Source organism: Mesorhizobium sp. WSM4807 (assembly GCF_055811615.1).
The window spans coordinates 228331-240839 of record NZ_JBVVQY010000005.1; the positions used below are offsets into that span (position 1 = coordinate 228331).

General features: G+C 62.8%; 11 protein-coding genes. 7 read left to right on the forward strand and 4 right to left on the reverse strand.

Annotation, left to right across the window (positions count from 1 at the left end):
• Window positions 1-237: 237 nt before the first annotated feature.
• From AC0L3N_RS08950 to AC0L3N_RS08965, 4 genes are all read right to left on the reverse strand, one after another.
• Entirely contained in the window at window positions 238-1110 is an 873-nt protein-coding gene (locus tag AC0L3N_RS08950; RefSeq protein ID WP_473547142.1) for an MBL fold metallo-hydrolase, read from the reverse strand.
• A gap of 150 nt (window positions 1111-1260) precedes the next feature.
• Window positions 1261-1920, reverse strand: coding sequence for a peroxiredoxin (locus AC0L3N_RS08955; protein WP_258121696.1), 660 nt, complete (start codon window positions 1918-1920; stop codon window positions 1261-1263).
• A gap of 175 nt (window positions 1921-2095) precedes the next feature.
• Window positions 2096-2461, reverse strand: a complete 366-nt coding sequence (locus AC0L3N_RS08960) for a cell division protein ZapA (RefSeq protein ID WP_095495292.1) — start codon at window positions 2459-2461, stop codon at window positions 2096-2098.
• A gap of 12 nt (window positions 2462-2473) precedes the next feature.
• Window positions 2474-2746, reverse strand: a complete 273-nt coding sequence (locus tag AC0L3N_RS08965) for a DUF4164 domain-containing protein (protein WP_023797069.1) — start codon at window positions 2744-2746, stop codon at window positions 2474-2476.
• Between the two features lie 305 nt (window positions 2747-3051).
• On the opposite strand from AC0L3N_RS08965, the gene tkt reads away from it, so the two are divergent.
• The 7 genes from tkt to AC0L3N_RS09000 all read left to right on the forward strand — a co-directional run bounded on the left by tkt (window position 3052) and on the right by AC0L3N_RS09000 (window position 12501).
• Window positions 3052-5043, forward strand: coding sequence for a transketolase (gene tkt / locus AC0L3N_RS08970; protein ID WP_473547144.1), 1992 nt, complete (start codon window positions 3052-3054; stop codon window positions 5041-5043).
• A gap of 154 nt (window positions 5044-5197) precedes the next feature.
• On the forward strand, window positions 5198-6208 hold the full coding sequence (gap, locus tag AC0L3N_RS08975; protein WP_473547146.1) for a type I glyceraldehyde-3-phosphate dehydrogenase: 1011 nt from the start codon (window positions 5198-5200) through the stop codon (window positions 6206-6208).
• Window positions 6209-6461: 253 nt separating this feature from the next.
• On the forward strand, window positions 6462-8351 hold the full coding sequence (locus AC0L3N_RS08980; RefSeq protein ID WP_473547148.1) for a potassium/proton antiporter: 1890 nt from the start codon (window positions 6462-6464) through the stop codon (window positions 8349-8351).
• Window positions 8352-8460: 109 nt separating this feature from the next.
• Complete coding sequence (locus AC0L3N_RS08985; protein WP_473547150.1) at window positions 8461-9657, forward strand: phosphoglycerate kinase; 1197 nt, start codon at window positions 8461-8463, stop codon at window positions 9655-9657.
• Window positions 9658-9786: 129 nt separating this feature from the next.
• Entirely contained in the window at window positions 9787-10812 is a 1026-nt protein-coding gene (locus tag AC0L3N_RS08990) for a class I fructose-bisphosphate aldolase (protein WP_473547152.1), read from the forward strand.
• 117 nt (window positions 10813-10929) lie between these two features.
• The gene (locus AC0L3N_RS08995) at window positions 10930-11670 is read left to right on the forward strand and encodes a DUF899 domain-containing protein (RefSeq protein ID WP_473547154.1); all 741 of its coding nucleotides are present in this window, start codon (window positions 10930-10932) and stop codon (window positions 11668-11670) included.
• Window positions 11671-11769: 99 nt separating this feature from the next.
• Window positions 11770-12501, forward strand: a complete 732-nt coding sequence (locus AC0L3N_RS09000; protein ID WP_473547156.1) for an SGNH/GDSL hydrolase family protein — start codon at window positions 11770-11772, stop codon at window positions 12499-12501.
• Window positions 12502-12509 lie beyond the last annotated feature (8 nt).

Below are 12509 nucleotides of genomic sequence, written 5' to 3' on the forward strand. Positions count from 1 at the left end.
ACGTCTGCGCCGCTCCTCATCCGGCTGCCGCCACCTTCTCCGTAGCGACGGGGAGAAGAGGCAGATGGCACCGCCGCCACTCTTTTTTGCAACGTCGAAAATTAGCGAAATCGTCAGTGAAAGCGTCCTTCTCCCCGTCACTATACTGTCACTATACGGGGAGAAGTGCCCGGCAGGGCGATGAGGGGCGGCGCCGTGTTTGAATTAGAGTTGTAGTGCCAGCAGCGATCCATCTCATCACAGGCAATCGAGCGGAAACTTCAGATAGCGGCGGCCGTTGGATTCCGGTTCCGGCAAGCGCCCGCCATTCATGTTGACCTGCAGTGCGTGCAGGATCAGCCTCGGCATCGGCAGCGTCCTGTCGCGCGCCTCGCGCAATGCCACGAAATCGGCCTCTGTCCTGCAGGCGGCAGCATGGGTGTTCTTGGATTTCTGTTCCGCGACCGTGCTCTCCCACAAGGGTTCGCGTCCTCCCGTCTGGTAGTCATGACCGACGAACAGACGTGTCTCGTCCGGCAGCGCGAGGATATCCTGGATCGAGCGCCAGAGTTGCGCCGCACTGCCGCCGGGAAAGTCCGCTCTCGCCGTGCCGCTGTCCGGCATGAACAGCGTATCATGGATGAAAGCGGCGTCGCCGATCACATAGGTGATCGAGGCCAGCGTGTGGCCGGGTGAAAAAAGCACCTTTGCCGGAATGCCGCCGACCGAAAAGGTCTCGCCATCGGCAAACAGCCTGTTCCACTGGGATCCGTCGGCAGGAAAATCCGGCCAGTTGTAGATCGCCTTCCACAATTTCTGGACGCCGACGACCTTCTCGCCGATCGCGGTGGGCGCTCCTGTCTTCGTGCTGAGATAGTGGGCCGCCGAGAAATGGTCCGCATGCGGGTGCGTGTCGAGGATCCACTCGACCTCCAGCCCGTTTTCCCTGATAAAATCGAGCAGAGCGTCGGCATTTTTCGTCGCCGTGGCGCCGGACCTCTCGTCGAAATCGAGGACCGGATCGATGATTGCGCATCGTCGCGTCTGCGGGTCGGCGACGACATACTGGATGGACCCGCTCGGCTTGTCGTAAAAGCCTGCCACCTGCAGCTTGGCCGATGTTGCGTCCAATCCCGGCTCCCTCAACTCCCACCCGGCAGGAATGGTTTTCCCTGCCGGGGTAAAAGAAGAGCATGGTCATTCGCCAGCGCCACGCCGTCAAGCACCGCATGCTTCGCCGAAGCAAAAAGGCCGAAAATCCTTCCGTGCCGCCCTGGCCGCTCAGGCGGAGGGCTGCTTGGTCTTCCGGAGATACGGCAGGATCGTCTCGTAGGCGCCGAAACGCTTGATCGCGTCCTCATTGGAAACAGCGGCGGTGATGATGACGTCTTCGCCCTGCTTCCAGTTCGCCGGCGTCGCCACCTGGTGCTTGGCGGTCAACTGTATGGAATCGATCGCGCGCAGGATCTCATCGAAGTTGCGGCCGGTGGTCATCGGATAGGTGAGAACCAGCTTGATCTTCTTGTCGGGGCCGATGACGTAGACCGAACGCACCGTCGCGTTGTCTGCGGGCGTGCGCCCTTCCGAGGTTTCGCCGGCGCCGGCCGGCAGCATCTCGTAAAGCTTGGCGACCTTGAGATCCTTGTCGCCGATCAGCGGATAGTTCACCGATTGGCCGGTCGCCTTCTTGATATCATCCTGCCATTTGCCATGGCTTTCGACCGGGTCGACGGAAATGCCGATGATCTTGACGTTGCGCTTCTTGAACTCGCCTTCCAGGCCGGCCATCGTGCCGAGTTCGGTCGTGCAGACCGGCGTGAAATTCTTCGGATGGCTGAAAAGCACCGCCCAGCCGTCACCGATCCAGTCGTGGAAGCTGATCGTCCCTTGCGTGGTTTCGGCCGTGAAATCCGGCGCGGTATCGTTGATACGGAGGCTCATGACGTGTCCCTACCCTGTGAGTGCAGATTGCAGCCGGCACTGACCGGCGCTGCTTTTGCCTTTCTACCACTCCGGCGTCATCCTTCAAACGCCTGTTGCGCCGGCATCAAGGCCGACTGCGAAAATATTTTCATTGCTTCTCGGCAAAGGCAGCAAGAATTTCCGCTGCGCTGGCTCAGCCCTTGTTCACCGCCAGCGTCGTCGCCAGGTCTTCCATGCGCTGGGCGAGCGCGCCAAGCGCTTGGGTCAGCACGGAATCGTTCTTGTCGGCCTTGGTCAGCGCATCGTCACGCGTCTTGCGCAGCGTCAGCACTTCGCTTTCCATGCCCTTGACGCGTTTTTGCAATTCCGAAAGCTCGTCCATGACCATGATGCCGGCCATCACCGTAAGCCGCTGGTCGCCGATCTCGCCGAAAGAATCCTTCAGATGCGAGACATAGCGATCGAAGCGCTCGGCAAGGTCGATCAGATGCTCTTCCTGGCCCTCGTCGCAAGCCATGCGATACTGCTTGCCGTCGATGGAAACCGTGACTTGTGCCATTGGGCCAGCCCCCTATCTGTCCAACACGGCGCGGATGGTTTCCATGGCGGTCACCAGCCGACGCGACACTTCCTTGTTGGCGTCTTCGAGCCGTTCGGCGCGCGCTTCGGAATTGTCGAGTTCCTGCGCCAGCCGCGAGCGGTCGGCGTTCATGCGCTGCACCTCCGCCTCGGCTTCCGTATAATCGCGCTCGTGCTCAAGCTTGGCCGCGACGGCATTTTCCAGCCCCTCGATGGCCTTACCCAGCCTGGCGATGACTTCCTTGAGTGTCGTTTCCCCGGTCATGGCTTTCGTCCTGCGCCCTGCCCATCACCGAATCATCCACGTTCAGAACGCGTTATGTCTGAAACATTACCCGCCGTGTGAAGCCAACGTCAACAAAGCTCTCGCGACTGTCCCCTGCTAACGCTAATGTAGAGCCCCCAAGGCCCATCTGGCGCCATCACAAGACCGGCAAAAGCGCCGGTTTATTGACTAACAAGATCGGCAAAAGCGCGCCGGTTTGTTGACTAAAAAGCCGCGCCTGCTATGTGTCGCGCACCCTTTTCCAGGGCTCTCCCAAGGCCCCAAACCCCCACACTGGAGGAAGCATGACCTCGCGTGAACGACATGACCGGATGGCCAATGCGATCCGTTTTCTTTCCATGGACGCCGTCGAAAAGGCCCAGTCCGGCCACCCCGGCCTGCCCATGGGCTGCGCCGACATTGCCACGGTGCTGTTCACGCGTTTCCTGAAATACGATCCGAAGAACCCGCATTGGCCCGATCGCGACCGTTTCATCCTGTCGGCCGGCCACGGTTCGATGCTGCTCTATTCGCTGCTCTATCTGACCGGTTATGAGGACATCACTCTCGACCAGATCAAGCATTTCCGCCAGTTGGGTTCGAGGACGGCTGGTCATCCCGAATATGGCCATGCCGCCGGCATCGAGACGACGACCGGCCCGCTCGGCCAGGGGCTTGCCAATTCGGTCGGCTTCGCACTCGGCGAGCGCATCATGAATGCCGCCTTCGGCAATGACCTCGTCGACCACTACACCTATGTGCTGGCCGGCGACGGCTGCCTGATGGAGGGTGTTTCCCAGGAGGCCATCGCACTTGCCGGACATCTCAAGCTGAACAAGCTGATCGTCTTTTGGGACAACAACAACATCTCGATCGACGGCCCGGTGTCGCTGGCCGACAACACCGATCAGGTTGCCCGCTTCCAGGCATCCGGTTGGAACGCCAGCCACATTGACGGCCAGGATCCGGAAGCGATCGCCTATGCCATCGAGGCGGCCCGCCATTCCGACAAGCCGACGATGATCGCCTGCAAGACGACGATCGGCTTCGGCGCGCCGACCAAGGCCGGCACCAACAAGGCACACGGCTCGCCGCTTGGCGCTGAGGAAATCGCCGGCGCGAGAAAATTCTTCGGTTGGGATTATCCGCCTTTCGAGCTTCCTGCCGATATCCTCGATGCCTGGCGCGACGCCGGCAAGACGGGCATCAAGGCACGCACCGACTGGGAAGGCCGCCTTGCCAAGGCCGACGCCCAATTGCGCAGCGAATTCGAGCGTCGCATCAGTGGCACGTTGCCGGCGAATTTCGACGCCGTCATCACCGACTACAAGAAGAAGCTCAGCACGGACAAGCCAAAGGTCGCCACCCGCAAATCGTCGGAAATGGCGCTCGAAATCATCAACGGCGCGGTGCCGGAAACCATCGGCGGCTCGGCCGACCTGACCGGCTCCAACAACACCAAGACCAGCCAGACCAAGAACATCACATCAGACGATTACGGCCAGCGCTACGTTCACTACGGCGTCCGCGAGCACGGGATGGCGGCCGCGCTCAACGGACTGACGCTGCATGGCGGCATCATCGCCTATGGCGGCACGTTCATGTGCTTTTCCGACTACGCCCGTCCATCGATGCGGCTTGCTTCGCTGATGGGCATCCGCTCGATCTTCGTCATGACCCATGATTCCATCGGTCTCGGCGAAGACGGCCCGACCCATCAGCCGGTCGAGCATCTGGCCGCGCTGCGCGCCATTCCGAACCACAATGTCTTCCGCCCGGCCGACGCGGTCGAGACCGCCGAATGCTGGCAATTGGCCATCGAACAGGAAAAGACGCCTTCGACGCTGGCGCTGACCCGGCAGAACCTGCCGGCGGTGCGCAACGACTTCGTTGCGGAAAACCTCAGCCGCCAGGGCGCCTATGAGTTGGCCGCCGCCACTGGCGATGCGGCGGTGACGATCTTTGCTTCGGGTTCCGAGGTCGAGATTGCGCTGGCGGCGCGCGAGGCATTGGAGAAGCGCGGCCATCCGACCCGCGTCGTCTCTGTCCCATGCTTCGAATTGTTCGACAAGCAGAGCGCCGACTATCGCAACAAGACGATCGGCAACGCACCGATCAAGATCGCCATCGAAGCCGGTATCCGCCAGGGCTGGGATCATTTCATCGGCACCGACGGCATCTTCATCGGCATGACCGGCTTCGGCGCCTCTGGCACGATCGAACAGCTCTATCCGCATTTCGGCATCACCGCCGAAGCGACGGTGAGGGCAGCGGAAGCCCGCCTGCACGGTGAGTAAAGCCAGGCGCCCGCGAGACCGCGCATAGCGGTTTTGCGGGCAGCCTCCGCCTGGTGGACTTAAATCCAACCCATCGACGGCTGGATTCTTTGGCAGCCCGCCGTTATGAAGCTGCGGACTTGATCTTCGGCCTCCAACTCCCAGGGAGAGAAAAATGACCGTCAGAGTTGCCATCAACGGATTCGGCCGCATCGGCCGCAACATCCTGCGCGCCATCCACGAATCCGGCCGCAAGGACATTGACGTCGTCGCCGTCAACGACCTCGGCCCGGTCGAGACCAACGCGCATCTGCTGCGCTTCGACAGCGTGCATGGCCGCTTCCCGCATGATGTGACGGTTGACGGTGACCAGATCACCGTCGGCACCGAAAAATTCAAGGTCACCGCGATCAAGGACCCGACGCAGTTGCCGTGGAAGGAGCTCGGCATCGACATTGCGCTCGAATGCACCGGCATCTTCACCGCCCGCGACAAGGCCGCGGCGCATCTGACCGCTGGCGCCAAGCGCGTCCTCGTCTCGGCGCCTGCGGAGGGCGCCGACCTCACCGTCGTCTATGGCATCAACCATGACAAGCTGACCAAGGACCACATCGTCATCTCGAACGCCTCCTGCACCACCAACTGCCTGGCGCCGCTGGCAGCCGTGCTGCATGAGGCCGTCGGCATCGAGAAGGGTATGATGACGACGATCCACTCCTACACCGGCGACCAGCCGACGCTGGACACCATGCATAAGGATCTCTACCGCGCCCGCGCCGCGGCCCTGTCGCAGATCCCGACCTCGACCGGTGCGGCCAAGGCGATCGGCCTGGTGCTGCCCGACCTCAAGGGCAAGCTCGACGGCATCTCCATTCGCGTGCCGACCCCGAACGTCTCGGTCGTCGATTTCAAGTTCATCGCAAAGCGGCCGACGACCGTGCAGGAGATCAACGAGGCAGTTATCGCCGCCTCCAACGGCAAGCTGAAGGGCATTCTCGCCGTTACCCATCACCCGAACGTATCGATCGACTTCAACCACGATTCGCATTCCTCGATCATGGCGCTCGACCAGACCAAGGTCATGGACGGCAACTTCGTTTCGGTGCTGTCCTGGTACGACAATGAATGGGGTTTTTCCAACCGCATGGCCGACACCGCCGTCGCGTTCGGCAAGACCATCGCCTGATCGCAGAACCATCTTATTGCGACTTGAAAACGCCCGGCTCTGTCCGGGCGTTTTCATGAGAGCGCCCAGCGCCCTTTTGGATGCGCAAACGGCGCTCTGACGGTTTGATTGGCAAGACCGCGCCTTGAGCGCCAAAACACTCAAAAATCAGCGGCATAGGGCAAAAAACCACCCTCCCGCCTTGCAGCGGTCATGTCTTCGCCTCACTCTCTCGTAAAGCGAGAGGAACACGAATTCGAGGGGCGATTGGCGGATGGAGCATGCGATCTATCTCGTGACACTGGTCGGCGCCGCACTCGTCGTTGCCGCCGCGTTTTCGAGCCTGATCGCCTTCCGCTTCGGCGCCCCTCTCTTGCTGCTGTTTCTCTGCATTGGCCTGGCCACGGGAACCGACGGCCTCGGCATCCAGTTCGACAATGCGCGGCTGGCTTATTTTGCCGGCTCACTGGCGCTGGCGGTCATCCTGTTCGATTCCGGTTTCGGCACACCGCTCAACGCTTTGCGACAGGCGGCGGGACCGGCACTGGCGCTGGCGACTATCGGCGTCCTTTTGACCACTGGCCTGTTCGGCGTCGTCGCCCACTATCTGCTCGATCTCAGCTGGCTGGAATCCTTCCTGCTCGGTGCCGCTGTCGCGTCGACCGACGCGGCAGCCGTGTTCTTCCTGTTGCGCGCCGGCGAGATCAATTTGCGCGAACGCGTGCGTTCCACGCTCGAGGTGGAATCCGGCACCAATGATCCGATCGCCATCTTCCTGACCATCAGCCTGGTCGAGATCATCGCCGCCAACGCCAATCCCGAGGCCAGGGTGCTGGTTACCGACCTCGTCCTCGGCTTCCTTCTCAACATGGGGCTTGGCGCCATCGTCGGGATTTTCGGCGGCCTCGCCATCGTGCGCCTCGTCGACCGGCTCAATCTCGACCACGGGCTGCTGCCGATCTTCGTGCTGACGCTGTCGCTGATGGTGTTCGCCGCCGCCGGCGCCATTGGCGGCTCCGGTTTTCTGGCGGTCTATCTCGCCGGCCTCATCGCCGGCAATTCCGACATCCGCGCCGTCACCATCCTGAAGCGCTTCCAGGACGGCATGTCGTGGCTGGCACAGATCATCATGTTCCTGATCCTCGGCCTGTTCGCGACGCCCTCGCAATTTCCGGCGATCCTGCTGCCGGCGGTGCTGCTGGGCCTGTTCCTGATATTCGTGGCGCGGCCGATCGCCGTCTGGCTCTGCCTGATGCCGTTCCGTCTGCCGCGCCCGGAAGTCGCCTTCGTCTCATGGGTGGGTCTGCGTGGCGCCGTGTCGATCCTGCTCGCCATCACGCCGCTGCTTGGCGGCCTTGAGAATGGCCGCCTCATCTTCAACACCGCCTTCATCGTCGTGCTGGTGTCGCTGGTGATCCAGGGATGGACCGTCGGACCGCTGGCGCGCCGCCTCGGCCTGATCGTGCCGGCCCGCCTGGGTCCGTTGGACAAGGTCGAACTCGAATTGCCGGGCTCCGCCCATCACGAACTGCTCGCCTATCGCGTAGCACCTGGCAGCCCGGTGGCGCGCGGTGAGCGCATTCCGCGCTGGGCGCGGCCATCACTGGTGCTGCGCGACGGACGCTCCATGCGCTTCCAGGACATGGGCAGGCTCGCCGCCGGCGACCATGTCTACATCTTCGTGCCGGATCGCTATCCAGCACTGCTCGACAAGCTGTTCGCCAGCCGCGCCGTGGTCGATCCCGAGGATGCGGACTTCTTCGGCGCCTTCGCAGTCGATCCGGCGCGCTCCGCCGCGGAACTGGAAGCCGCTTACGCGCCGGGCCTGACCGAGGAGGAACGCAAGCTGACCGTCGGTGACCTTGTGACGGAGCGGCTCGGCGGCCATGCCGAATATGCCGACCGCGTGCTGATTGGTCCGATCGAGCTGATCGTCCGCGACGTCGACGACAAGGGCAAGATTACTGGTCTCGGTCTTTCCCTCGAGCCGACCGCGCCGGTGGCACGGGTGCCGGTGTTCCTGAGTGCCGGCGAGATCGCCGACCGCATCGTTGCCTTTGTGCGCAATTGGCGCAAGCGGATCAAAAAGCGGAGGGCCGAGGCGCCGGCGGACGCGGAACCCGCTCCACAGCCGGCGGTGGAAAAGGCAACCGACGGGGGCTGACGGCTCCCGACACAGGCCGTGGTCATATTTTCCGCGTAGCACCATTGCAGGTCTTGCATCGTCGTTGGTGCGGGTTAAGGTCCCGGCGTTTTTTGCGAAAGGGAACAGCATGGCCGCCTTCAAGACACTGGACGACATTGGCAATATCGATGGCAAGCGCGTGCTGGTGCGCGTCGACCTCAACGTTCCTGTCGCCGACGGCAAGGTCACCGACGCCACCCGCATCGAGCGCATCGCGCCGACCATCGCCGAGCTTTCCGGCAAGGGCGCCAAGGTCATCCTGCTTGCCCATTTCGGCCGGCCCAAGGATGGACCGTCGCCCGAATTCTCGCTTGAGCCGATCGCCAAGGCGACCGCGGAGGTGCTCGGCTGCCCTGTCGGCTTCGCGGCCGATTGCATCGGCGACAAGGCCGCGAGCGCCGTCGCCGCCATGAACAACGGCGATGTGCTGCTGCTCGAAAACACCCGCTTCTACAAGGGCGAGGAGAAGAACGACCCGGCCTTCACCGAAAAGCTCGCCGCCAATGGCGACGTCTTCGTCAACGACGCCTTTTCCGCCGCCCACCGTGCCCATTCGTCGACGGAAGGGCTTGCGCACCTGCTGCCGGCTTTCGCCGGCCGTACCATGCAGGCCGAGCTCGACGCCCTGGAAAAGGGCCTCGGCAATCCCGCGCGCCCTGTCGTCGCCATCGTCGGCGGCGCCAAGGTCTCGAGCAAGATCGACCTGCTGATGAATTTGGTGAAGAAGGTCGACGCGCTGGTCATCGGCGGCGGCATGGCCAACACCTTCCTGGCCGCGCGCGGCACCGATGTCGGAAAATCACTGTGCGAGCATGATCTCGCCAACACCGCCAAGCAGATCATGATCGAGGCGGCCGAAGCCGGCTGCGCCGTCATCCTGCCGGTCGACGGTGTCGTCGCCAGGGAATTCAAGGCGGGCGCCGCCAGCGAAACCGTCGCCATATCAGAGGTGCCGGCCGACACCATGATCCTCGATGTCGGCGAAAAGACCGTGAAGACCGTTGCCGACTGGATCGACCGCGCCGCGACGCTGGTCTGGAACGGTCCGCTCGGCGCCTTCGAGATCGAGCCGTTCGACCGGGCGACGGTGGCGGCAGCCAAGCACGCCGCGGCCCGCACCAAGGCCGGCAAATTGATCTCGGTCGCCGGCGGCGGCGACACGGTGGCAGCACTCAACCATGCCGGCGTGGCCGACGACTTCACCTACGTCTCAACCGCCGGCGGCGCCTTTCTGGAATGGATGGAGGGCAAGCCGCTGCCCGGTGTCGATGTGCTGAAGCGCTGAGGCGAGAGGCGAACGAGGGCGTTTGCGCGTTTCAATCGATTCGAGTTTTCCACTCGGAATGGTTCGACTTGAACCTGCCTTGCACTAGTGGTCTGCTAGTTTGGAACAACTGTTTCAGGAGGATGCACAATGAGCGAACGTCTCGAGGACATTGCCGCCGCGATGGTGGCCGACGGCAAGGGTCTTTTGGCCGCCGACGAAAGCTCCGGCACCATCAAGAAGCGCTTCGACGTGATCGGCGTCGAATCGACCGCCGACAGCCGCCGCGACTATCGCGAGATGATGTTCCGCGCCAAGGAGGCGATGACCAGATACATCTCCGGCGTCATCCTCTATGACGAGACCATCCGCCAGAAGGCCGCGGACGGCACGCCGCTCGTCGACATCATCAAGGCGACCGGCGCCATCCCAGGCATCAAGGTCGATGCCGGCGCCAAGCCTCTGGCTGGGTACCCCGGCGATACGATCACCGAAGGCCTCGACGGCTTGCGCGAGCGGCTCGCCGACTATTACAAGCTCGGCGCCCGTTTCGCCAAATGGCGTGCGGTGATCGACATCGACGTCGCCAAAGGCGTGCCTTCCGCCACGTCGATCGGCTCGAACGCCCATGCGCTCGCCCGCTATGCGGCGCTTTGCGCGGAGGCCCGCATCGTGCCGATCGTCGAGCCGGAGGTGCTGATGGACGGCGCCCATGACATCGGTACCTGCTACGAGATCAGCAAGGCAACGCTGACAAAACTCTACACCGAGCTCTACGCGGCTCGCGTCGTCCTCGAAGGCACCATCCTGAAGCCGAACATGGTTCTCGCCGGCAAGAAGTCGGGCAAGATCAGCAGCCCCGAGGAAGTCGCCGAAAAGACCATAAAACTGTTCCGCGAAACGGTGCCGGCCGCGATTGGGGGCATCGCCTTTCTCTCCGGCGGGCAATCGGACGAGGAGGCGACCGCCAACCTCAATGCCATCAATGCCATCGGCCCGCATCCATGGAAATTGACTTTCTCCTATGGCCGAGCCTTGCAGGCGGCGCCACAGAAGGCGTGGAGCGGCAAGGCGGCCAACGTCGCCGCTGCCCAGGCCGCCTTCGCCCACCGCGCCCACATGAACCATCTGGCCGCGCTTGGAAAATGGCAGCCGGAACTGGAACAGGCCGCCTGACCGGATTTTTCGAACCCGGGCCGTGTGCCCGGGTTCCTCTTGCTCCGGAAAAAAGCGAGGGCCGTGTCGGCTCGCGTTGAGCCCAAACGTCCTTAGGGCTCAAAGAGGAGCAGGCTGATGCCAAACAACAAGATTGTTTCACGGGAAGACTGGTTCCAGGCACACAAGGCGCATCTGGCGCGTGAGAAGGAATTGACGCGATTTCGCGACAGCATCGCCGCCGAACGGCGGGAATTGCCTTGGTTGAAGATCCGGAAGGACTATGTCTTTGAGACCGAACAAGGGCCGAAGAAACTGGCCGAACTATTCGCCGGCGCAAGCCAGCTGATCGTCTACCACTTCATGTTCGGGCCGGGCGCCGACTACCGTTGCGAAGGGTGTTCCTTCCTTGCCGACCACATCGACGGCGCCAACCAGCACCTCAAGCACCACGATGTGTCGCTGGTCGTGATCTCGCGGGCGCCGTTGGCCGAGTTCCTGCCCTACAAACAGCGCATGGGTTGGAAATTCGACTGGGTGTCGTCCTACGCCTCGGACTTCAACTTCGACATGCAGGTTTCCTTCACCGACAAGCAGATCGCATCCGGCGACACGACCTACAATTTCGAGCAGCGCCCGCTGAAATCGAAGGACCTTCCCGGCACCAGCGTGTTCTACAGGGATGAGAACGGCGACATCTTCCTGACCTTCATGTCGCGCTCCAGGGGCGGCGATCCGCTGATCGGCGCTTATCACTATCTCGACCTGACGCCGAAGGGCCGCAACGAGACCGGTCCCCACCACAGCCTGATGGACTGGGTGCGGCTGCATGACGAATACGCAGACAGGTCCGAAATGCAGGACGCCTGTTGTCATTGACGACCGGCAGCCGACGCAAGGTCTTTCGCCTTTGGCCCGATATGCGCTAAGTGCTGCTCGCTATGCCCTTAAACGGACTTGCCCCATTAACGGTTTGCGATGCAGCGCTTTCTAGCCCTCCTCACCTGGCTCGTCTTTCCGGTCTATGTCTGGCAGGGGCTCGGCGTGCGCCGCCGCACCACCCGCATGCTGCCGGCGCAAGGTCCGGTCATGCACGAGATATCAGGCCAGGTGCCGGCGGTCTCGCTTCTGATGCTTGGCGATTCTTCCGCCGCCTCGGTCGGCATCGGCAATTCCGAGTACGGGCTGGCCGCGCAACTGGCCGATCTGATCTCGAAACGCACTGGCCGTGCGGTGCGCTGGCGGGCAGCCGGCTTCAACTCGGCGACCTCAGGCCAGATCCGCGACCACGTGCTGCCCAATCTGTCGGCCGATCCTTGGACGCATATCGTGCTCGCCATCGGCACCAACGACACCAAGAACTTTCACTCGGTGCCACGCTTCAAGAGCGATTTTGGCGGCCTGCTCTACGCGCTGCGCGCCAAATGGCCGGAGGCGCGCGTGGTGTGGTCGCCGGTGCTGGAATTCACCCGGGCACCGGCAATGCCGCCGCTGCTCGGAAAAATCCTGGAGATCCGCGCCGCCGAGATGAACCGGATGGGCGAGCGCCTCTGCCTCGAACGCGGCGCGGTGCCGGCGCCGCGCCTGCCGATCACCGATGCCGACGCCGGTTTTGCCTCCGACGGATTTCATGCCTCGGAAGCCGGCTACCGGGCCTGGGCGGAACATCTCGTCGACTTGGTGCTGGCCAAGGAACCACGCCTCGCATAGCGGGCCGC